General features: G+C 60.4%; 19 protein-coding genes and 2 pseudogenes. 5 read left to right on the top strand and 16 right to left on the bottom strand.

The window, feature by feature from the left end; all coding sequences use genetic code 11:
* Nucleotides 1-130: 130 nt before the first annotated feature.
* The 4 genes and pseudogenes from KBZ19_RS06035 (at nt 131) to KBZ19_RS06025 (ending at nt 2,433) form a co-directional block, all read left to right on the top strand.
* Nucleotides 131-508: a helix-turn-helix domain-containing protein gene (locus tag KBZ19_RS06035; RefSeq protein ID WP_255100226.1), complete on the top strand. Its 378-nt coding sequence runs from the start codon at nt 131-133 to the stop codon at nt 506-508.
* Entirely contained in the window at nt 505-1,770 is a 1,266-nt protein-coding gene (locus KBZ19_RS06030) for a type II toxin-antitoxin system HipA family toxin (protein WP_255100225.1), read from the top strand. Before KBZ19_RS06035 ends, KBZ19_RS06030 begins: the two co-directional genes overlap by 4 nt.
* Nucleotides 1,661-1,957: pseudogene (locus KBZ19_RS15200) on the top strand (putative DNA-binding domain-containing protein); the annotation flags it as partial. The gene KBZ19_RS06030 and the pseudogene KBZ19_RS15200, both read left to right, overlap by 110 nt.
* A gap of 38 nt (nt 1,958-1,995) precedes the next feature.
* Nucleotides 1,996-2,433, top strand: coding sequence for a hypothetical protein (locus tag KBZ19_RS06025; RefSeq protein WP_255100224.1), 438 nt, complete (start codon nt 1,996-1,998; stop codon nt 2,431-2,433).
* A 528-nt stretch (nt 2,434-2,961) separates the two neighbouring features.
* On the opposite strand, the gene KBZ19_RS06020 is transcribed toward KBZ19_RS06025, so the two are convergent.
* From KBZ19_RS06020 to KBZ19_RS05980, 9 genes and pseudogenes are all read right to left on the bottom strand, one after another.
* Nucleotides 2,962-6,630 (bottom strand): hypothetical protein, encoded by a 3,669-nt coding sequence (locus tag KBZ19_RS06020; RefSeq protein WP_255100223.1) that lies wholly within the window; start codon nt 6,628-6,630, stop codon nt 2,962-2,964.
* A gap of 1,417 nt (nt 6,631-8,047) precedes the next feature.
* The gene (locus tag KBZ19_RS06015) at nt 8,048-8,638 is read right to left on the bottom strand and encodes a hypothetical protein (RefSeq protein ID WP_255100222.1); all 591 of its coding nucleotides are present in this window, start codon (nt 8,636-8,638) and stop codon (nt 8,048-8,050) included.
* Nucleotides 8,639-8,790: 152 nt separating this feature from the next.
* On the bottom strand, nt 8,791-9,189 hold the full coding sequence (locus KBZ19_RS06010; RefSeq protein WP_255100221.1) for a hypothetical protein: 399 nt from the start codon (nt 9,187-9,189) through the stop codon (nt 8,791-8,793).
* A gap of 218 nt (nt 9,190-9,407) precedes the next feature.
* On the bottom strand, nt 9,408-10,439 hold the full coding sequence (locus KBZ19_RS06005; protein ID WP_255100220.1) for a hypothetical protein: 1,032 nt from the start codon (nt 10,437-10,439) through the stop codon (nt 9,408-9,410).
* Between the two features lie 5 nt (nt 10,440-10,444).
* Nucleotides 10,445-11,605 carry a hypothetical protein gene (locus KBZ19_RS06000; protein WP_255100219.1) on the bottom strand — a complete coding sequence of 387 codons (1,161 nt, stop codon included), beginning with the start codon at nt 11,603-11,605 and terminating at the stop codon, nt 10,445-10,447.
* Nucleotides 11,606-12,054: 449 nt separating this feature from the next.
* Nucleotides 12,055-12,521 (bottom strand): annotated as a pseudogene (locus KBZ19_RS05995) (2OG-Fe(II) oxygenase).
* A 36-nt stretch (nt 12,522-12,557) separates the two neighbouring features.
* Complete coding sequence (locus tag KBZ19_RS05990) at nt 12,558-13,256, bottom strand: Coq4 family protein (RefSeq protein ID WP_255100217.1); 699 nt, start codon at nt 13,254-13,256, stop codon at nt 12,558-12,560.
* A 196-nt stretch (nt 13,257-13,452) separates the two neighbouring features.
* Nucleotides 13,453-13,851, bottom strand: a complete 399-nt coding sequence (locus KBZ19_RS05985) for an SRPBCC family protein (protein ID WP_255100216.1) — start codon at nt 13,849-13,851, stop codon at nt 13,453-13,455.
* A gap of 85 nt (nt 13,852-13,936) precedes the next feature.
* Nucleotides 13,937-14,296: a helix-turn-helix domain-containing protein gene (locus KBZ19_RS05980; protein WP_255100215.1), complete on the bottom strand. Its 360-nt coding sequence runs from the start codon at nt 14,294-14,296 to the stop codon at nt 13,937-13,939.
* 113 nt (nt 14,297-14,409) lie between these two features.
* Between KBZ19_RS05980 and KBZ19_RS05975 the strand changes: the two genes are divergently transcribed.
* The gene (locus tag KBZ19_RS05975; RefSeq protein WP_255100214.1) at nt 14,410-15,255 is read left to right on the top strand and encodes an SDR family NAD(P)-dependent oxidoreductase; all 846 of its coding nucleotides are present in this window, start codon (nt 14,410-14,412) and stop codon (nt 15,253-15,255) included.
* A gap of 159 nt (nt 15,256-15,414) precedes the next feature.
* Here the strand turns inward: KBZ19_RS05975 and KBZ19_RS15195 are convergent, their stop codons facing one another.
* From KBZ19_RS15195 to KBZ19_RS05945, 7 genes are all read right to left on the bottom strand, one after another.
* Nucleotides 15,415-15,693 carry a BrnA antitoxin family protein gene (locus KBZ19_RS15195; protein ID WP_399220106.1) on the bottom strand — a complete coding sequence of 93 codons (279 nt, stop codon included), beginning with the start codon at nt 15,691-15,693 and terminating at the stop codon, nt 15,415-15,417.
* A complete protein-coding gene (locus KBZ19_RS05970; RefSeq protein WP_255100213.1) occupies nt 15,680-15,979 on the bottom strand; it encodes a BrnT family toxin in 300 nt (99 codons plus the stop codon). The genes KBZ19_RS15195 and KBZ19_RS05970 overlap by 14 nt, the downstream gene beginning before the upstream one ends.
* A 123-nt stretch (nt 15,980-16,102) precedes the next feature.
* Complete coding sequence (locus KBZ19_RS05965) at nt 16,103-16,762, bottom strand: 2OG-Fe(II) oxygenase (protein ID WP_255100212.1); 660 nt, start codon at nt 16,760-16,762, stop codon at nt 16,103-16,105.
* The gene (locus KBZ19_RS05960; RefSeq protein WP_255100211.1) at nt 16,759-17,235 is read right to left on the bottom strand and encodes a protein phosphatase; all 477 of its coding nucleotides are present in this window, start codon (nt 17,233-17,235) and stop codon (nt 16,759-16,761) included. Before KBZ19_RS05960 ends, KBZ19_RS05965 begins: the two co-directional genes overlap by 4 nt.
* Nucleotides 17,236-18,348: an inorganic phosphate transporter gene (locus KBZ19_RS05955; RefSeq protein ID WP_255100692.1), complete on the bottom strand. Its 1,113-nt coding sequence runs from the start codon at nt 18,346-18,348 to the stop codon at nt 17,236-17,238.
* Nucleotides 18,349-18,363: 15 nt separating this feature from the next.
* Nucleotides 18,364-19,026: a DUF47 domain-containing protein gene (locus KBZ19_RS05950; RefSeq protein ID WP_094512167.1), complete on the bottom strand. Its 663-nt coding sequence runs from the start codon at nt 19,024-19,026 to the stop codon at nt 18,364-18,366.
* Nucleotides 19,027-19,097: 71 nt separating this feature from the next.
* Nucleotides 19,098-22,286 (bottom strand): DEAD/DEAH box helicase, encoded by a 3,189-nt coding sequence (locus KBZ19_RS05945; protein WP_255100210.1) that lies wholly within the window; start codon nt 22,284-22,286, stop codon nt 19,098-19,100.
* Between the last annotated feature and the right edge of the window lie 3 nt (nt 22,287-22,289).

Raw genomic sequence — 22,289 nt, 5'->3', positions numbered from 1 at the left:
CGCTTCCAGCCCACCGGATCTGGGGGATTGCGGCGCCGGAACTGCGAGAAAGTTGCCTGCACGCAGCCGATTCCATGCAAGAAGTCCGCCATTATGGACATTTGCTCTGAAGAATGTCCATAATGGCGAAATGCCAAGCAAGTCCCCGGTCGTCTTCCCGCAGGAGCAAAGGCTGCTTTCCCAGTTGGGCGAGCGGCTGAGGCTCGCACGCCTGCGGCGCAAGCTGAGCAACGCCGTCGTGGCGCAGAGGGCCGGCATCTCCAGAACGTCGCTCTACAAAGTGGAGGCGGGCGACCCGGGAGCCACCTTGGGCACTTACCTGCGCGTGATGGCGGTCCTCGGCCTTGAAGCCGACTTCAATGCTTTGGCGGCAGACGACAAGGTGGGCCGCAGGTTGCAAGACCTGGTCTTCAAACCGCCCGCATCACTGGCGCGGCGCAGACAAGCCTCCGCCGATGCACCCAAGGCTCCTGGCGGCCGCGCGAACGGCACGGGGAACGCATCATGAGCGGCCAGGACAACGCCGTAGAGGTGTGGCTCGACTGTGACCTGGGGCCGCCATGCCGGGTCGGCACCCTGGCGCATGACCGTGGGCAGATCCGCTTCCAATACGAACCAGCGTGGCTAAACGACGCCCGCGCGTTCTCGATCGACCCGGACCTGTCGCTGGACAACGCACCGTTCTTTCCCAATCCCGAGTTGGGCAACTTCGGCATCTTTCTGGACTCATCGCCGGACCGTTGGGGGCAGACATTGATGAAGCGTCGCGAGGCCCTGCAAGCGAAGGACGAGAAACGTCCTCCGCGGACGCTGTACTCGTGGGACTTCCTGCTCGGAGTCCAGGACTTCACCCGGCAAGGCGGCCTGCGCTTTCGGGAGGTCGGAACGCAGGAGTTCCTGGGCAACGAGACGATGGCCGCACCGCCCGTCACCACGCTGCGGGATCTGGAGGCGGTCGCGTATCAGCTCAGCGACCGGCGCATCGACGACCTGGACGCGCTGCGCAAGTGGTTGGCCGTGCTGGTTGCACCGGGTGCGTCCTTGGGTGGTGCACGCCCGAAAGCCAACTTTAAGGACGCAGACGGTTCGCTTTGGATCGGCAAGTTCCCAGCGCGAAACGACGACCGGGACGTCGGCGCCTGGGAACACGTCGTGCACGGCTTGGCGCAGAAAGCCGGCGTGGACGTGCCAGAAGCCAAGGTCGTGCGGTTGAGCAACGCGTTCCATACGTTCTGCGTGCAGCGCTTCGACCGCGCCAAGGGCATGCGGCGCTTCTATGCCTCCGCGATGACCTTGCTTCGCAAGGAGCAGAGCGAGGGCGCAAGCTATCTGGAACTGGCCCAGCTCCTTCGGACGCGAGGCGATGGTGCGCATACGAGTGCTGACCTGGAGCAGTTGTTCCGCCGCGTCGCATTCAATGTGGCGATCGGCAATCGCGACGACCATCTGCGCAACCACGGATTTGTGCTGGCCGATAACGGCTGGCGTCTCGCACCTGCATTCGACGTGAACCCCAACGTCGATAAGGCAGAACACGTCCTCAACATCGACGACTCGGACAACCGGCCGAGTCTCACAACGGTGCTATCCACCGCGCTGTTCTATGGGCTGGATGAAGAACGCGGAGGGCAGATTGTTGAGGATGTTGTGAGTGCCATCGATGGATGGAAGCTCGCGGCAAAGAAGGCCGGCATCGCGCGTAGCGATATCGAACTCACCGGCAGCGCGTTCTCTGTGCATGCGGAGTACAGGTCAGGCTCTGCAGCTTGACGCGTCAGCCGATCGCTTGCCATCACCTGGCCGGAAGGAGGCCTTGGGGCATCCAAGGCCTCCTTTGGAGATCTATCCCATCTGTGAGCGCCTGGTGGGGGAGCCCTTCTTTGCGGCCATGGCCGCCCGCTGCGCGAGCGAACACGCTTCCCCTTCACCGGATCTGGGGGATTTCGGCGGCGAGCTGCCGGCCTTTCTGCGCGCCTTCACCCCAAATGGCACCGGGTGTTCAACGCCCCCGATGAGACCGGCCTCGACCTCACGGCCCTCTCCCGCGTGCCTCCAGAGCAGTGGGAGCACCTGGTGTTCCAGCTGCCTCAAGCCAGTGCGCTGCTGGCCTCGGCCTATCCGGTAGACCTGATCTGGGCCGCCAACCAGCCAGACGCCACGGATTCCAAACCGATTGATCTGGATCAGGGCGGCGCGACCCTCCTCATCTGGAGAGATGGCGTGGACACGCGCATGGAGCGGCTTGACGCTGAAGCGTGGCAGCTGTTGCAGGGTTTTGCCGCCCGAACGAGCTTTGGCAAACTCTGCTGTGGGCTGGATTCAGGGAGCAACTCGCTGAAGGCGGATGGACAGGGGCTCATGGATGCCGCTGTGTTGCTGCCGATGGTGGTGGCGCGGGGTTGGGTGAGTGGGTTTGAGGTGGGCTGCAGCTGACGTCCCGTAGGTGGGGAGCTGCAGGAGGTCGTGGTCTGAATGGGTATCCCGTGCCCAGCAGGTTGATGGGTGGGGGTGAACACAGGGCAGACGCTGCACGTCAAGCTCAAGGCCAGCTGGAAGGCTCTGCTCGCTTTGATGAGCCAGCGGGCCTGGGCGGTCCGACCTTGCGAACCGGATGCAGAGCGTCTTTAAGTTCCCGCTGAGTAGGGGCAAGGGGATTGCGGGCTTAAAGCTAGATGCTTAGGGTGCTTCTTTGGTTGATCCAACGCCCCGCACCACCTGCTGGCGGAAGCGGGCGAAGCTCGCTGTAGCCGGTCTGGTGGATGTGGATGTTATGCGGCATCTTTGTTAACGCAGCCACTGATTATCTGCTTTCGCTCCTAATAGGATACAGCGAGCGCATTGCTAGGCAACCGCTTCGCACCCGACAGGCTACACGCTACGTCACCACCTTGGAATCCACGCTCCTGTGCAATGACGTGGTGAGTGTGGTCAACTAAAGATAGAGCTAACTGCACCGCTCACCTACCAGCGCAAGGCCTCCTTCGCAGCCCGCGCATCCGCAGCTTCACCCTCTCTAAACCACATGTCGGCAATGGCAGAAAGCATGTTGGCTGTGCGAGGAAACTCCGGTATGCCACGCGCCCAGCGTTTCGCTTGGTCGGCGAGCATCCGCTCTTGCTGGCCTCCCTCATCAATAGTCTTGATGTAGGTGCCCCGCATATTGAACTGCTCGATGCGACAAGCCTGCTCGACTTCGTCGGAAGAAAGGTCCTCGAAGAGCTGCCGCACAGCTCTGTGCGGCCAAGTTTGGTCGTCTGGGTCCGCCGGCGCGTGGGCCAACAGGTGGCCGATGCGAGCGTCTGTGATGGCGCTTCGGTCAGCTAGGGTCGCCCGTTGGCGTACCTCATCAGACCAAGCCTTCAGCGTCTCGAAGTCAACTCTGTCGTCAACCTGACCGGGCAAGACGTTCAAGCCGTTAAGGAGTTCATAGGCTGCGGTAGCCATCTTCTGTTCCTGCTCCGAAACGATTGGTGCTTCACTGTTAGCAGGCTTGAACACAGTGCAGATTATCGAGACAAAGAACTCTGGGCTCTCGACTAGCATCTTGTGAAGTGTTAATGGCTGCTTTCTTCTATGGAAAAAGGGCAAGTAGGCAAACTCCATCCGTGCTAGGTCTTCCCGTGATACATCATGCCGTTTTTCCAGCTCTTCGAAAAGGTGTTCTACATAGTATCCAAGCATCACCCCGCCGCCTCCTGTAATCGCATTGATTTCAGGTATGGCCGCTTCAAGCAAGTTCACCATCGAGGTGGAAGCTATATCCTGCAACCGCTCATGGGTCGCTTCAATCGCCGCGATTGTACGTCCGCAAGCACGGTATCGGGCGATGGCATACTCCATCTCTTCGGATGTTCCACGAAAGCCGAAAGCACGCTTTAGGCGCCAGTACGCATTGTCCACATCAGCACCGAAGGACGCAACCATGTCCCAGGTTGGCTTTCCGTCCTCCAGTGCAATGAAGAGGCGTGCTGTCTCTTCTGCCGAGAGGCTGAGTTCAGTTATTAGTCGGTCAAGGGCCTTCATCCACGTAGGACCCAAGGACGAAAAGGTTTGGGCCACTACTACCGAAGCCAGGGACTTTGCCTCTCCTGTCAGTGCTAGGAGCTGCCTCACCAGTGATGAAGCATCCTCCTCCCCGAGGGCAAGCATGGCCAGTGACTCAGCCATCTGTTGTGGCAGCTTGACTCTCGCTGCCAGTTTGGTCAGGCCTGGAACCCCCTGAGCCGCCCAAATCCCATTTAGTGCCTCCAATCGAGCGGCCTGAATTGCTGAATGTGGGTCGTCTTTATCATGAGATCCCAATACGTCAGGCATCCAATCGTCGAAGAGCCAGGTTGTAGAAAGAAGAGGGTCGTTCGGTTGAAATTTCGAAACCAGAGCATCCAAACGGCCGAGGCTCTCGTCCTGTATAGCCCAGTCAACGCCTCTGTAGGCACGCTGCCGATTCACCTCTTTGCGCAGCGCATCCCACGTGGCGAAGCGTTCGTCGGCACTTTGTCTGTCAAGACAGTCCTCCAGCCCCCTTACGACATGCTCAAAGCTATTGGGCCGAAGTTGGCCAAGAACGCCAATCAATGTCTGCCACCGCTCAGGCACCAGCTGTGCATGCTCGACTGCTAAATCAACCACGGCAGCTTGTGTCGCCCAGACGATGCCGTAGGTGAGCGTCTCTTGTCCTCCCGGTGAGGCTTCGGCGAACTTTGGCTTCTGCGTAGGACTCACGCTGCCGTGAGCCTGTGGCAGTAACTTAACAAGAAGAGGCCAACCAATAGATGGCACTTTTCGAACGACGTGAGACAGAACTCCGATACGCTGCTTGTGTCCCGCATTCGTGTGCGGCGACCAAGAAAGCAAAACGTCACGAAGACTGTTCAATGGACGATTGGTAAGCTTGCCGCCTGGGTCAATCGCTGCGAGCTTGGCCAAGCACATCGCTGCGCGAAGAAGATGGCCTTCATCCCAGGCAAGAAGTTCCAGGGCCCAAAGAACTCCGGTATGAGCGCTCGCGGGCGCGAAGAAGTCGTCGCGCTCGGCGAAGATGGGCCTGATTCTCTCGGCGTCGCCCTCAAGCAGACGCTCGAGGGCCTCAAAGAAAGGGATAGGAGCAGCCTCCGCGAGCAGCGGGAGTTGGCCTCGCAGGCTTTCAAGCAAACGGTGGTCAGTAGACAGGTTCGGCAGGCCGCGCACTATGTCGTCAACGAAACGCTGAGGCGACGACCCTGTTACGACAAACCCTGCTTCCTCATGGAGCGCAGCCATATGGAGCAAAGTAGTCATCAGCCCATCGCGGAGCCATCGACTATGCGCGTCACGTTGAGGCTGCGTGAGACTAAAGACTTCGTCAGCTTTGGGAGGCTCAACCACACGGGAGAACACAATCTTGGCTTGTTCGGCAAATCGAGCCAGATGTTCTCCACCAATAAGTTGCCCTAGATTCACGAATGCGTCTACAGATGACCTCATGGCCCACACGTCATCGACCCGGTCTACGGGCGGGTCTTTTAGTCTTGTCAGGCCCCTCAATGGCGCCTCAACCTCCTCATAGGTAGCCTTTCCGCCTAGCGTCACTAGCACGTCTGTGTCAGCTTGTACTGATGGTTGCCATGCGCCGGCAAGTAGCGCAGGTATCAGCGCCTCCGCAGCCTGCAGCCATTCCGGTCGCTCCGCCGTTCCGCTGGGCTTCTGACGGGCCAGCACTGCCAGGCTCCTACCGCATCGACGAGCCAACTCATAGCCTTCAGCCTCAGTGATCCCCATCGAGACGAAGGCCTTCGCCAATTCGGAATTCGTGGGCCTAGCGAGAACATCATGCTGGCCTCGTTGTTCATCTGCACCGGCACTAATTACCGTCGGGCCTGCCTGCGCTAACAACCCGACAAGTTGCCGCGCTTGGCCTCTCGGCATGAAGATCAAGCCCTTCTTTGAGGCCAGTTGTCGAGCAGCCTCGACACTATCGACGACCATGGCTCTGCCTTCCAAGAAGGACCGGGTCTCTGGGGCGGCTCGTCGAATAGCGGCAATTACGAATGCAATGACCTCGTCGGCGGAGTCTGCGGCAAATGCCAACCGACTGCCACCCTCCGACATTCGAAGAAGGAGCTCTGATGCTTGTGCTTCTCGGCCGGCAAGCACAACTTCATCGGTCAGAGTCGGCGAGAAGCGCGTGGAAAACTCGTCCCAGAACTCGCATGAACTACACGCACCGGTAGTAGGCGCAAGGCCAAGCTCATACCTTGCATAGCGTGCAGCGACAGCAGGGTGTCTATCCAGCCAGTGCTCTAGGGCAACGCCATCGAAGAACTCAACGCCCTTCCACTGCTCAAGAGCCCGCTTCTCACTAAGCCAATCCGAAATATGTTTGTTGGGGCGATCCCAGGTCCTCGGTGTCGCAAATACAAATGTTGTGTTCGCTCTGACAGCCGCGCCGACGTCCTCAGTTCTTTTTTCAAAGTCGTCGTCAGCCTTCGCCACCACATCGGCCGTGACGCCAAACTCCCAGATTGAAGCCCCGTCAGGAACGAAGGGAGGAAAGCCTGTGGCCTCAAGAACCCCATCAAAGCCTCGTACCTGCCCCTTGTCACGATTTGGGAACCGATACTCGGTGATGTTCGTAGCGGATGCGCTGATCAAGTCAGCAATGAGGCCAGGAAACGTCGTTCGAGCAGTAATCCTGTTTGACCATTCTTGAAGGTCTTGCGCAGAGATCCACCTCATACCTACCTCAGTTTGATCAGCAGGGCGATTGTCAGCTCATCTTACTGAATGGAGCGATTCGGACAAAAACTGGCGAATCACCACAGCCCATTAGTTGTTGGACGACCATGGTCTAGGCAATGGAACGGCGCAAAGAAAGAGCCCTGCACAAAAACTGACTTTGCTGCGCAGTAGGACACTTGGCCGCTCCTCGCTGATAGGCCGTCTCTATAGGGCCAATCCCACGTGGAGTTTAATGCCGCATAACGCTCATCATCGCCCGCCTGCACACGCTTTGGCTGCTGAGCAGGAGTTGAGTGGCGGCTCAGGTGAATGATGATGTTAGACCTCACTCTATAAGCCTCTGAAAGGCAGCTTGGATCCCCTCTTTGGGAAACAGCGCATCCATGCTCCCTTCTGTGGGAAGCAGGTTGGTCACGAACTCGCGAAGACCTGTAGTTGTAACAACTTCGACGTGCGAGATGCTGACCGTGGCACTCGCCAGCTTCGTGCCGATTCGGTAGCTCTTACCTACGTAGCATGAGCAACGGTTTACCCTTTTCGGTTCGGCGGTTCGGTTTCCATCGTGATCATACTCGACCGACCAAAGACGGCCGTCTGGAACCACGACGAACGCCAGAACTGCAGATAGATATCGAGGATTACCTGGCTCGCCGTCGCCGTCCCAGTAGATGCGTTCGGCTAACTCTTGGCTTGAACTCAAGCACTGGCCCCATTTTTCATAGATTTCCGAGTCGTTTGAGGAGATCGATCCATCGAGGGATCGCCCAATCTGAGCCGTACTCTTCCCAACCGGTTCATTGGGTCTGTAGAAAGCATGTGCGTATTCGATTCGAAGGGTCCGTGCACGCGAACGGTACATGCCTAGGTCTAGACCCCGTGGGCCAGAGGGCGGTTCTGAGACCACAGCGATGTCGTTATAGCTCTCGGACTCATGCCGTGGTACGCAGGAAATGAGAACAGGGAAATTGTCGCGAATGTTCTTGCATTCCACAGCGAGCCTGACTTTATAGTGCCCATTTACATGGACTGCACGGATATCGAACTCTCTTGTCTTCGATGTAGCGGGATCCTCATACAGACCCCCATGCTCGCACTCAAGTCCCGACGACCTAAGCAGATTCAGTATGGTCAACTCGAAACTGAAGTCAGAGTAGCCCGAGAGATATTCGAGAAAGTCGCTAGCTTGTACTGGGTCAGACTTCAGTTTAGCCATAGTTGCAAGCGGGGCATTTTACGTTGTTGCGAGGCCTAGCGTTTGCCGTCACCACGCCGCAAGGAGATTGAGGGTTCTATGGGCTTAATGCGGTGGCGGATCTGGTGCATGGTGATGTCAGGCATTTGGCAGTCGAGCTAAAGGCCCACGCCAATGAATGTAGTCTTTGCCTTTGGGAGTGATCTCTATCAGGCTGTTATCTATTGTGATCAACCGATGGGCTTGCAGGGCGTTGATAATGTTCTGGCGTTCCTCCATGCTTGGAATAGCGGGCAGCCAGAGCGTATCAAAGAACGAAAGCGAGGGTCGTGTAGTCAGTGACGCAAACCAGTCAAGAACTTGCTGAGTCCGAAAAGCAAGAAAATAGTTGAGATATCGATACTCCCATAAATAAGACTGAGCGCGTTCGGCCTCTAGGAGTTCGCTTATCTCTTTGATTTGGTGCTGGCTAAGATCTCTAGGCAATTGCAGGTTAGAGGACTCTTGAGCCGGTGCTTTCAAAGGTGGCTTGGCTTCTGATGAGGCCTCAAGCCTTGCGGTCTGAGAGGTACTTAATTCAATGCCACCTGGAAACCTGATTTTGGCAATACGCTGAAATAGAGCCTTCAGATCATTCCGAAATACTACTACAAAGATTATAGTGACGCCACCAGCTACTGCCTGTGGCGAGAGAAAGATCCTTAGAAACTCTAAAGCAAGTTGAAGCATGGTCAAAGAATACTATGCCTATAGACTAACGCCTAATCTGTCCTGGCTGTGGAGTACGGGGGGAGGATGTTGATTGGGCAGAGGACTGCAGGCTTGGAAGGCATCATTGTTGAATCGGCTGTCTCGGCGGCTGGCACTTGATTACCATTTCTTCACTTCATTATGGTGCCAAAGTCTGCTTCGCCTTGGTTGATATAAGAACACAATGTTCCATTTCCGCGATTTTCCGCTATATTAAGTGGAATGTCATAAAGATCAAGAATCAACTGTTCGATATACTTTGTCATGCGATTCTCCATGAGAGTAAAAGTGAAGCAAGTGATCTCGTCCTGAATAAGCCGCTTCCTCTTCGAATGCTCCCAGATGCGCGCCTTCACTGCACCTTTGCCGATATACAATGCCTTGCCATGATAAAGCTCATGGATTGTACAGTAATCGCCCTTCTCCCAAAGCATGTAGATGCCTGACTCGTTGCTCATCTGCCAGTCATGAAAACAAGGGTCTGGAAAGCCGACAAACCAACCAATATTCGAGTGTGCAATGTGGCGCATTGTGATACTAAAGTTTGTCTCTGACGCGACCATCTGGTCAAATCGTCTGCCTTCTGTGCCGCAAGAGCAAGTGCAGACTTCGAAGCATGCGGGGCTCATTTTGGTATGCCTAACGCTCAAGATCAGCGGCGGACGGAATTCGTGTGAATGCAGATGCTACTCATCCCGCCCGCTGCATCTTGATGTTAGCCCGCTGTGCGGGATGCGAGCTATTGGCTTCAGACAAGAATCTTCTTCTCGACCAAGTATCCGTACAGGCCATCACAAATAGAAGAAATAGCATTGCCTTGACCGTGTAGGACCCCATAGTCGTGAAAGAGGGTGTTTCGTACTCTGTATAACCGCTCTGCGAACGTAGAATCGGGCTCATTTATGCCAAGAGCCATGAGCAACGTGTCTGCTGCAGCGAGGGTTGTAGGGCACTCTGGTGTTAGGACTTTTTTTATCCGGGCCTTCTCGCGAGTTGCATCCTGAAATTTCTCCAGAATCTCTCGAAGTTCCACCTTAGATGGATTTGCGTTGCCTAGGAAATTTGTTCGGACCTCGGCAACGCGAGTATCGAAGTCTTCTCCCATCAAATGCTCTACAACCTGATAGAGATAGAAGAATCTGAGGAACGGATTATTACAATAAGGAACCAGCGTCCCCAGAATCGTGATTACGTAGTCCGGTAGGTCCTTTGTGTCCCTCAGTTTTAGTGTCGACCCGTCTGTGGGTGGTGTCGATATGAGTTCAGTCGGAAGTTCTTCCGACGAGGGGAACACAAGACCGTGAGCGCATAATGAGATGGCGTAGTCCCTTGCAAAGGTACTTGGAGAAGAGATGTACTTGTTCCAAGTGATCAGGTAAAGAACGTCCTGCCTGAAGATTCCGTCTCTTGAAGTCGCAACCAGCCGTTTCTCGCTTGTGAGCTCATAGTGGCCCTCGAAAGATGCGCGACAAACAGTATCAGCTATCAATAGGTTATATGCACAGTATGCCGGATTACTGCTATTTGGGTTTTCCGGGGAAAGAATGGCTGAGCCTGGGATCACAAAGCCACAGGTTGGCCCTCGCCCAAGCGCAATCGTACAGAACTCGGCCTCGGCCGGCTCGCGGTCTGACACGACAACGTGAACCGAATATTCTGACCGCAGAATTTTCCCAACCAGATCTTGATTCCAGTGGTTAGGGACGTGAATATCCACGAGCTCGGCATCAGGCCTGCGAAACGTCAGGAATTTGGCGCGAGTAACCTTCACCTCTGACATCGCGCTCAAATGCCGATTCGAGTGGCGCTTTTAAATCCCTCATTTAATGCGCGCGCCATATTCAAGTAAGCACCCGACTCTTCCCAAAATAGCATCTTAAAGAATTGTCGAAAGAACAAGCGCTGGGCGTTGCCAATTCTCTTCGCTCGGCTGTTGAGGGTCTGCATGAGTTCGTTGAACTCAAGCATAAATTCTTCATGGTCCATGCCAACTACTAGGTTGTCAATATCTAGTGTGCCGAACGATGTTGTTTCGTCCTCGTCTCTAAGCATCCCTATGGCAGCGCCAAATCCGGATATTGCCTGAGCTCTTTTGAAAACCTGAACACCTGAAGTTCCCCAAACCTTGGCACTCGTTGGCTCGTCAGGATCGTCGACGGGTTGTTCGGTTGGATGCTTCAAGTCAAAAGACGTGATCTTTTGAATAAGCTGATTCCACGTCGTGAGGAAATCTGTAAAGACATCGTAGCGATCGTTCTCCTTGGCGAGGCTTTCAAGGCTAGATATGTTGTCAAGGATGTCGCCGCGATCTAGAGGCGATTCGCTTCTCTCAAGGTACGAATTCAGGCCTTCGATAACGTCGCGGAAGTTGTAACAGTTCGGCTGCCGGGCTCTTCTGGCGTCAGCTTCGCGAAGCAGTGTGATTCCTTCAATCTGAACGTCCAGATAGTCTTGATACATGATCTCAATCTGATGCCGCACCGACATCGGCGTCTGGCCAGTATTTAGGGTGAGCATTCGATAGAGAATTCCGATTTTATTGATGCCTTCATAGATCTCGCAACGCATTGTTCGATCTAGGAATGCCTGTTGAACGTCGGGCTGTCCTGCGGTCTCTGATTCAACGTCCATGAGCGTGAGGCTTCGCTGTAGACCGTCTAGAAGAACAAAGTGATCGCTATCGTTGCGAATGGCATCATGGAGACTTGCTTCGAGTGTTCCCGCAGGCTTTGTGTACGCGAGCACCACAGGTGGTATTACGCACCCTTGCAGCATGTCAGTCTTGAGAAGGGAGTAGACGGTTTTCGAGCTCCGTACCCTGCGGCGTTGAAAGTTGTTCTTGCGATAGATCTTCTTTGCAAGCTCCAAATAGTCGCGGATCGACAACTCGATGAGCACGCTCTTCGCCGAGACCTTCTTGTCTTCGAGGATGGATTTGATCTGCATGCGGTTGTCAGCGTTGTTCGATGGAAGCGACTAGGATCGGGATTCTCGCATGCGCGTAAGCGACCGCTATGGCGTTTGAGTGCTGCGGCGATAGCCGGACCTGGCCTTCAGCGGGCTAACGCTGAATGGGCGGGTCCGGTATCCACGCCACGCTTGGACTTTTGACAGTATATGCACCATTGCATTCTCTGCCTCTTGTCATTGAACCAACTGTGGTGCAACGATCCAGCCCTTTGAAGCAAATGCGTGATGGGATCTTATGCGGATCCGTTAACCATTTATTCGCCTTCGTGCGTCTCGAACGCTTTACCCTGAACCTCCTTGGTTCGCTCCATGCCGAGAATCTGATCGGAAGTGCACAGTTCGACTGACACCGGGGTCGAAGGCTTGGGGCAATTGGGTCTCACTACTCCCCCACCCATGCCAACGCCTCCCCATCCCCCAGCCCCTCAGCCAGCCGCAAGCCGAGCGATGTAATCCTCCCGCCTTCCGGCGTTGATCCAGCCCGTAGCGATGGTTTTGGTGTGCTCGTGGCTCACCCGGCCGCGGTGGATGTGTGAGATGCCCGCAGGGAAGATCGCCAGGGTGCCTTTCACGGCTTCCACGTGGTGGTCTTGCCAGTGGAATTCGGTGCCGCCATCGGGCACGTCGTTGCAGGTGAGGATCCAGGCCAGCAGGCGGCGGTCCGGCTCGGTGGCCTCGTCGCTGGTGGTCCAGTCGCAGTGCCAGGCGTGGAAGGCTTCGCCGGGGGCGTAGCGCTGCAGGTTGAAGATCCGCAGCACGAACAGCGACTCGCTGCGGTCGATCGCCACCAGGCTGATGTCGGTCGACACCTTGGCGGGCGCTGCAGGTCGGTGCGGCGCTCGAAGTAGGCGCAGATGCCCTCGGCGAGGGTCTCGGCGGACCCGTCGGGGATGGGGACAGGGCAATCAGCCCGTGGCCGCAAAGGGACTCAACTCAGCAGGGCCAGCTCCTCCGGGAACGGGGTCGCCGCCAGCAGCTCGACCAGCCCGAGCTGCTGACGCCAGGCGGCGATCGGCAGCGCCCAGCCTTCTTCCCAGCGCATCGCCAGCAGGGTGGGCCCCAGCCGGGCCACCTCCAGGCCGAAGCGAATGCCATTCCAGAGGCGCTCGTTCTCCTCGGGCACCTCGAAGCCGTGGAAGATCCAGGCCGTCAACACGGCGGCAGAGGCAGGCTGGCGCAGGGCCGAGGCGTAGTACGCCGAACCTGCGGCCTCCCCGGGCACGTCCACGGGAATGGCCAGCACGGTGTGATGAATGTCATGGGTGAAGCGCAGCCGCTGTTGCAGGTAGGCGCCGGGGCCGTCCATGCCGGAGGTGTCCGGTGGTGGTGGCGCATGCAGCCCGAGCCGATCGAACCGCGCCTGATAGAGCTGGCCGAGGCTGCCGTTCGGCAGGGAACGCAACTCCGCGGCCGAGGGCCAGGGACCCCAGTAGCGCTCAGCGGCGAGGGCGCTGAGGGCGGGATCCTCCAGCAACTGGGCCCGGCCCAGATCCCCCAGAGCCGAGCTGCCGAGGGCATCCAGCAGGGGCACCGCATGGGGGAACACATGCTCCGGATCATGGGCCGTTTCGAGCAGGGCGATGGCGGCCCGCAGGGTGCGGCGGCGGAGGTCGGGATCGATCTTCATCGTGCGAATGGAGCAGGGGCAGGGGACGACGCCAGCGGCCCCAGGTCATCCTCTCGCCGGCCGGCGTTGATCAAGCCGGTGGCGAAGGCCTCTGGATCGCTGTGGGCGATGGCCACCAGGCTGATTGAGGTAAAGCAACCCTTTGAACTCAGCCGCGCCGCGAAGCGGCGTTGGCTGGAGTGAATTGTTGGCACCTTCACGCCGATTCAATCAGCGTCTTCAGCTGAGCCAGCTCCTTGTCCACAAGGGCTACCTGCTCCTCAAAGAACTCTCGTGAGAAGGAAGGCGGCTGAAAGAAGGTGATCATGAACTCACAGCCACTACCGTTGGCGACCAAGCGTGCTGGAACCGTCCAGCTTGCATCGGGAGAGTTGAAGTCATGATCGAGGGTGCCGAAGTCCGCATTGGGGCGGATACGCAACTTGGCCATGCCAGCGGGGGTCTCCATGTCCCACCACGGGCCATCTGAGGGTTTCACAGACTTCACGTTGACGATGGCCCATCTCGGCCAGTTGGCGGCATCTGCGAGGAAGGCGAAGACCTGCTCCTGTGGCGCGTCTATCGAAACGGTTTTCGTAATGGCGTATGCAATCATTGGTGAACCATACGTGGATCCGTCGTTACAGCCTAACGCTCGGCATTGGCTGATGCTTCAATGTGCCGACCGCCGCAAGACGTTGTCAGGCGTCGTCAGCGCCCAAACTCCCGTTCTGGCTTGTTGACGCTTGTGCCGAGTGCTTGTCGCCTCGAGGCCCTGCCTTGGCTCCTTCAAAGTCGCTCTCCAGGTCATCCAGGGCGTCTATCACTTTGCGGAACTTGTTTCCGAATTCGGTAAGGGTGTATTCAACTCGCGGCGGCATCTCCGGGTACGACTGCTTGTCCAAGACATTGAACTCGACGAGTCGACGCAGGCAGTCGTTGAGCACCTTCGCCGAGAGCCCTTCGATGCTGCGCTCCATCTCGCCTGGGCGGTTCACTCCGAGCACCACGAGCTGCAGCACCGTTAGCGACCATTTGCAGCCGATGACAGTTTCAACCATCCTGCCAACGTGGCGAGGGGCCACGCGACGAGGCAGTTTCTTATCGCCTGATTTCATCGCCTGATTTCAACGTATGACACCACTTTGTTCCCACCCTACCAAATTGTGCCTGCTTGCTGGATGACGGCGTGGGCATCAGAGTTTTGCCAGCCAACATCCTTTTCACAATGAGCGATGCAGTGATGGACTTCTCAGGCAAGAAGCTCTTGGTCATCGGGGGAACGAGTGGTATTGGGAAGAAGGTCGCTCAGCTCGTTCTGCAGCGAGGGGGATCGGTGGTTGTGGTTGGGCACAGAGAGGATCACATCGATGCGGTCGTCAAGGAACTCGGCCCATTCGGGGTGATCAACACAGAAAAGGCCGATCTCACCAACGTTGCTGAAACGGACGACCTGCGCTCCCGGATCGAGAGCAAGCATGCAGACACGGACCTCCTTGTGAATGCTGCCGGGGTGTTCCTCCCCAGGACATTCCTTGAACACTCAGAAGCCGACTATGACAGCTACTTCAGCATCAATAAGTCGCTGTTCTTTATCACGCAGACAGTTGCGAAGACCATGGTGGTACGGAACCTCGGCGGCAGCATTGTGAACATTGGATCAATGTGGGCCAAACAGGCCATAGCCGCAACTCCATCCTCGGCCTACTCCATGGCAAAAGCTGGCCTTCACTCGCTGACCCAGCATCTCGCCATGGAGCTGGCTGGTGCTCATATCAGGGTCAATGCGGTGTCCCCCGCCGTTGTTGAGACAGCCATCTACGAGGCGTTCATTGACAAGGAGAAGGTCCACTCGACGCTTCAGGGGTTCAACGACTTCCACCCAATCGGACGTATCGGTAGTCCGAAGGACGTCGCTGAAACCATCTGCTTCCTGCTATCCGATCGAGCCTCTTGGGTGACAGGCGCGATCTGGGATGTGGACGGTGGAGTGATGGCCGGGAGAAATTCCTATCAGTGAGCCTGGTGGTGTCCGTTATGACGAAAGCCCCTGGCGGCGAACGGTTGTGAGTGGCACGCAGCCTCGCTCAAGAAGCAGCCGCCTAACGTTCCAGATCAGCGGCGGGCCATGACTTTTGCATAGCCGGCATCATTCGATCCCGTCTTCTGTATCTTGATGTTAGGCCCCCTTCGCATCGCCAGTAGAGTGAGCTTCGACATAATCCTTAAGCACAGCATCCATGCGAGCTTGCCAGCCAGCTCCTGAGGCTCTGAAATAGTCAATAACCTCAGGACTATATCGGATTGAAACAAGCTTCTTTTTATTCGCCAACTTTGGACGACCGCGCAGCACCCGAATAGGGACCATCGCGCTCATCTGCTCGTCTGTAAGCGGAAGGGCGTCAGGATCTGACTCCGCTGCCGCTGTAATCAACTTATCTTCCTCAAGTGTCGGCATCTTCAGGCTGATCTTCTTTAATGGCTTTGACATAGTGGCGGACCTCGCGGCGATTAGCTCTGCGTAGACTAATGATTCTCCTTGCCGGCTCGCGATCTACAAAGGCTACAAAAAAGAGTATGTCTCCAATTGGAGCCAAGGCAATCATCCTTGCTTCACCATAGTCAGCCCGATTATCAATCCAGACGAGTGCTGCATCCCAGTCGAGCTCAGCTGCGGCCGCCAAGGAGAGGCCGTGCTTGCTCAGATTGGTCGCGTCCTTGCCAGGGTCGAAATCAAACCGCACGCTTTATCGTAGCTACGAAAACACTACCCGTCAACTTTGGCTCAACGGGCGGCCTTCAGGCGGGCCTCATCCTGAATGGGAGGGTCCGGTATCCACGACAAAGCCTTCCCATCCCCCAGCCCCTCAGCCAGCCGCAAGCCGAGCGATGTAATCCTCCCGTTTACCGGCGTTGATCCAGCCGGTGGCGATCGTCTTGCTGTGCTCATGACTCACCCGGCCGCGGTGGATGTGGGAGATGCCCGCCGGGAAGATCGCCAGGGTGCCTTTCACGGCTTCCACGTGGTGGTCCTGCCAGTGGAATTCGGTGCCGCCGTCGGGCACGTCGTTGCAGTAGAGGATCCAGGCCAGCAGGCGGCGGATCGGCTCGGTGGCCTCGTCGCTGGTGGTCCAGTCGCAGTGCCAGGCGTGGAAGGCTTCGCCGGGGGCGTAGCGCTGCAGGTTGAAGATCGGCAGCACGAACAGCGCCTGCTCCGGCGCGCACTGGCGCAGCAGCGGACGCTCCTGCAGGTAACGCTCCAGCCCGGCGTTCACGCCGCGCACGATCACCTCGGCCAGGGCGAAGGCCTCCGGATCGCTGCGGTCGATCGCCACCAGGCTGATGTCGGTCGACACCTTGGCGGGTGTGGCGGCAGCACTGATGGCAGCGGCAGCATCGGCGCCGGCCTGCGGTTCGCCGAAGGCCACGCCGCGCCGTTGCAGGTCGGTGCGGCGCTCGTAGAAGGCGCAGATGCCGTCGGCGAGAGCCGCATAGCCGGCGTTGCGGTAGGTGCCGATCAGGTTCATGAGTGGACAGCCTCGCTGGCTTGGGCCCAGGGCACGGCCACCAGGCCGTCCAGCTGCTGCCAGCCGGCTGGATCCGCCACCACCAGCTCGCTGAGCCCCACGCGGGCCAGCGCCTCGGCCACCCGCTCGGGCGGCAGCGCGCCAGCGCCGGGCAGGGGCAGCAGCACCACCTGCGGGTCGGCCGGATCGGCCAGCAGGCGCAGCTCCAGGTCCTCGAGCGTGCGCTCGAAGAACGTCTGCCGCAGCGTGCGGGCCAGGGCGGGCCCCAGCGACGCCGCGAACTGGCGCAGGCCCTCGTCGTCGCCGCTGCAGCCGCAGTTGAGTGCCAGCCAGATCATCAGCTTGGCCCAGCTTTCGGTGGTCCACAGCGGCGGAAAGCTGCTGCGGTGCTGGCGCACCAGCTCGCCGATGGCGAAGTGAAACAGCGCCGCCTGCAGCTGTTCAGGGGCGGATGCCGTGGGAGGGGCTGACATTCAGGGTGCAGCGTGGCCTGCCGCCAACACTGCCACCGCCAGCGGCCGGCTCGCCTGGTACACCTCCTGGCCGAACACGTTCTGCACCACGAACAGCAGCACGAAACCGATCACCGCCGCGATCAGGGGCGTGGTGATCCAGCCGGAGGCGATGCCGCCCAGCACACCCCAGCGGATCTGGCGCACCCCCTTCATGCCCTGCAGCAGGCCGATGCCAAGCACCGAGCCGATCACCGCCTGCGAGCCCGACACCGGCAGCAGCGGAATCGTGGGCAGCCCCCAGCCCTGCAGCAGGCTCTCCAGCGCCGTGGAGGAAAACAGAAACAGCACCAGCGAATGCGACACCACCACCACCAGCGCCGCCAGCGGGGAGAGGGTGAGCAGGCTGTCGCCCACGGTCATCATCACGCGGCGGGAATAGGTGTACACACCCACCGCCACGGCGATGGCGCCGATCAGAAACAACTGCTCCACCGACGACACCTCCAGCGGCCCCAGCCGCAGCTCACGGAACGGTGAGGCCTCCACGAAGAAGCCCATCACATTGCCGATGCCGTTGGCGCCGATTGCATAGGAGCCGAAGATCCCCGCCAGCAGCAGGCCGCTGCGGGTGTTGCGATCGAGCGAGAGCAGGTGGGGCTTGGTGAGGCTGATCCACGCCACCAGCAGCTTGTACATCACCATCGCGAAGATCGCCCCGAGCACCGGCGACACCACCCAGGTGGCCGCGATCCGGCCCAGCGTGCCCAGGTCGGTGGGGGAGCCGCTGAACAGGTTCCAGCCGATGATCGACCCCACCACCGCCTGGCCGGTGGAGGCCGGCAGCCCCACGGCGCTCATCCAGGCCACCGTGAGCGCAGCGGCCAGGGCGGCGGTGAAGGCCCCCGGCAGGGCGTTGATCGCCCCCAGCTGGCTGAGCCCCTCTGCCGCGCCGCTGCCGCTGGTGACCGCCCCGATGATCACGAACGTGCTGCAGAGGAAGGCGGCGGTGGGGAAGCGGATCATCCGCGTGGCCACCGCGGTGCCGAAGGCGTTGGAGGCGTCGTTCGCGCCCATCGACCAGCCGAGGAACAGGCCGCTGGAGAGAAAGATGAGCGTGACGATCAGGGCCATGGTCAAGGCGGCGGCTCAGAGGGATCGCTTGATCGCGAAGATGGAGAGGTCGTCGCCGATGTTCTCCGCCTTGTCGGCCAGGCCATCGAGCATGGCCGCCGTTTCCCGCAGCAGCGTGCGCTGCTCGAAACTCAGATCGGCCGCCACGATCCGGCGCTTGAGCTTGTAGGCCAGTCGGTCGGTTTGGTCCTCGAACACCCGCACCTCGTTGAGGTGGTCGCGCACCGCCGCCGGGGTGCGGAAGAAGGTGCGCGCCGCCACCAGCACGGCCTGCACGCCGCGGACCGCCATCGCCGTGAGTTCGGCGAAATCGGCGCCGAATTCCGGCAGCCGCTGCGGTTGCACGATCATCAGCTCCTCGAAGTCGTCGCCCATGTCATCGAGCAGGGCGAACAGGCTGCCGAGCAGCCGCAGCACATCGCCGCGGGCATCAGGCAGCAGCATTTCGGTGTAGAGCATGGTCACGATCGTGCGGCGCAGTTCGCTGCAACGCCGTTTGATCTCGGTGAGCTGGTTGAGCTTCTCCAGGCAGATCGCTTCTTCTTCACTGCCGCAGAGATAGGCCTTGAGGCCCAGCTCCCCCACGATCACCCCCTCGGCGATCTTGTCGAGGAACTCGTCGATCAGGCCTTCCAGGAAGCGGGTCTTGCCGAACAGCGGTGGAGTTTCATTCGCCACCTGTCACCCTCTCCCCGATCCAGCCGTGCCTGCACCGTACCCGCTGCCGCCGGGCCCGACCACGGCGCCGCTCAGTCGTCGAGGGCCACCAGGTCGCGCAGCTGGCCGGGGTCGAGCCCGCCGAGCCATTCCTCGCCGCTGCCGATGATGTCTTCCGCCAGGCGGGATTTCTCGCGGATCATGCGGTCGATCTTTTCCTCCACCGAGCCGCTGGTGATGAACTTGTGCACCATCACCCGGTTGGTCTGGCCGATGCGGTAGGCGCGGTCGGTGGCCTGGTTCTCCACCGCCGGGTTCCACCAGCGGTCGATGTGGAACACATGGCTGGCGCGCGTGAGGTTGAGGCCCACCCCACCGGCCTTCAGCGACAGCAAAAACAGCTGCGGGCCGCGCGGATCCTCCTGGAAGCGGTCGACCATCGCCTGCCGCTCGCTCTTGCTGCTGCTGCCGTACAGGAAGGGCACCTCCTGGCGGAAGCGCTGCTGCAGGTGGGCCTGCAGCAGGTGGCCCCATTCGGCGAACTGGGTGAACAGCAGCGCCCGATCGCCCGCTTCGATCACCTCCTCCACGATCTCGTCGAGGCGTTGCACCTTGGCGGAGCGGCTGGCGAAGCCGTTGCCTACGCCGGTTTCCTTCAGCGCCAGCGCCGGGTGGTTGCAGATCTGCTTCAGCCTGGTGAGCAGCGCCAGCACCTGGCCGTGCTTCTGGCCCAGCGGCGCCCGGGCGATGGTGTCGAGGCTGTCGTCCACCGTCTTGCGGTAGAGCGTCACCTGCTCCGGCGAGAGCCCCACCCACTCGTTCAGCTCCACCTTTTCGGGCAGGTCGGAGATGATCGATTTATCGGTCTTGAGGCGCCGCAGGATGAACGGCCCCACGCGCGCCTTGAGGTCGCGCAGGGAGGCGGTGTCGCCGTAGCGCTCGATCGGCAGTCGGTAGCGCTGGCGGAAGAATTCCTCCTCGCCCAGCACGCGCGGGTTGAGGAAATCCATCAGCGCCCACAGCTCACTCACCCGGTTCTCCACCGGCGTGCCGGTGAGGGCGATGCGGAAGCGGCTCTGCTTGCCCGCCCGCGCCAGATCCCGCGCCGACTGGCTCTGCTTTGAGCTGGGGTTCTTGATCGCCTGCGCTTCATCGATCACCATCCCCTGCCAGTCGATCGCCGCCAGCAGTTCGTTGTCGCGTTGCAGCAGCCCGTAGCTGGTGAGCAGCAGATCCACCCCCTTGAGCGCCTTCTTCAGGGCGGCGTCGGTGGCGGGGCGGCGCGGACCGTAGTGCTCGCGCACCTCCAGTTCGGGCGTGAAGGCCGCTGCCTCCCGCTTCCAGTTGGTGAGCACGGAGGTGGGCGCCACCAGCAGCACCGGCCGCTTCAGCTCCTGCTCCGCCTTGAGGTGCTGCAGGAAGGCCAGCAGCTGGATCGTCTTGCCCAGGCCCATGTCGTCGGCCAGGCAGGCGCCCTGGTCGAAGCGGTGCAGGAAGGCCAGCCAGCCCAGGCCCCGTTCCTGATACGGGCGCAACTGGCCGGCGAATCCTTCCGGGGCGGGCAGCGGATCGGGGGCCTTCTGCTGGTGGTATTGCTCCAGCACCGCCTGCAGCCGTGGCCCCGCCGTGAAGCGGTGCACCGGCAGCCGCTGCAGCGTTTCCCCTTCGTTGCCCGTCACCCGCAGGGCATCGTCGAGGCTGAGCGGTGGATCGAGGGCGCAGAACTTCTCGGCGTTGCGCAGATCGCCAGGCCGCAGCTCGATCCAGGCCCCCTTGTGCTGCACCAGCGGGCTGCGCTTGCCCGCCAGCCGCTCCAGATCGCGCAGGCTCAAGGTGACGCCGCCGATCATCAGCTCCCAAGTCCATTCGAGCGATTCGCCCAGGCTGAAACCGCGCGAACTGGGCGGCAGATCCGCCGTGATCGAGAGCCCCAGGCGGCTGGCCAGGCCGCCGCTCAGGCTCGGCGGCAGCACCACGCCCACGCCCACGTCGCGCAGGCGGGCGGCGGCGGTGCGCACCAGCACGAAGGCTTCGGCGGGGGTCAGCGCCATCTGCTCCGGCGTGGCCGTGTCGAGGCCGCGCTCGATCGGCTCGAACACCTGCAGGGCCCGGCCCAGGCCCTCCAGCAACAGCTCACCCGGCTGCTGCACGGCGATTTCGCCCAGCTGCACGGTGCCGGCTCCGGCCGACCACACCGCTGTCGCCGCCATTTTCAGGCTCGGATCGGCTTCCCCCTGCAGGCTGAAGCGCAGCGGCCAGAGCTCGTCGCCTTCCGCCGGAATCTCCAGCTCCAGGCAGGTGTGGGCCGGCGCCACACGGCCGGCCACCGCTTCCCGCCAGTGGTGGGTGGCGGTTGCGAGCCGTTCCGCGTCCTCCGCCGAGAGGTCGAGCCGCCCATCGCCGGGGCCGAGTGCCCGCTGCCAGGCCGCCAGCAGTGGATCGAGCCCCTCGGTGGCGGGGGTGAAGCTCTCGCGCATCTGGCCATCGAGCAGATCGGCGAGGATCGCCACCACCCGCAGCCGGCCGGATCCCGGCCGCCAGCAGGCCAACGGCGCGGCGCCATTCCCGACGCCCATGCCGGCACCTAGACCACCGCCAGCACCTCCGCCACCGCCAGGGCCGTTGCCGGAGGGGGCCAGCGCCGCCACCGCCACCTGGGGCAGCTGCGCGGCCAGATCTTCCAGCCGGCGGCGATCTTCCTCCCGGTTCAGCAGCGGCACCCAGCGGGCCCGGCCGCCTGCGCCGCCGGCGCTGGGCTCCACCTGGGGCAACCAGCGGCCGCGGGCGATCAGGCTGAGCGCCCAGCGCTGCAGGTGGCTCCACCAGCGCAGTTCATCGGCCAGATCGGGGTGATGGCCGGAAAGGGGCAGCTGCCCCAGCCAGTCGGCGGCGGCGGCGGGCTTGAGCCAGAGGCCCTCCACCTGCCACGGCCACCAGCTGAGCGCTTTCGGGATCGGCTCACCGGCCTGCAGCGGCAGGCCACTCCAGGGGCCGCTGGCGCTGCTCTTGCTGCCGCGGGCGTTCTGGCTGCGGCTCGGCAGGGTGAGCGTGGCCACGGCGGGGCGGAAGGCCTCCGACCAGAGCTCGTGCTCCTCCAGCCAGGCGCCCAGGTCGTCCTGGTCGAGGCTGAGCGGGTGGGGCTCCGGCGTGCGTTTCGGCGTCACCGGCGCCGCCACCCGCCAGGTGTCGGCCCAGATCAGCAGACCGGGCCGGTCGAAGCTGCCCACCGTCGCCCCTGCGGCGATACCGGAAGTCAGCCAGGTGGCATGCAGCAGGCTCATGGC

This window comes from Synechococcus sp. L2F, assembly GCF_024345695.1.
In the GTDB taxonomy this organism is placed as follows: domain Bacteria; phylum Cyanobacteriota; class Cyanobacteriia; order PCC-6307; family Cyanobiaceae; genus MW101C3.
Note: the sequence above shows the minus strand (reverse complement) of the source record. Positions and strands in the feature narration are given on the sequence as shown.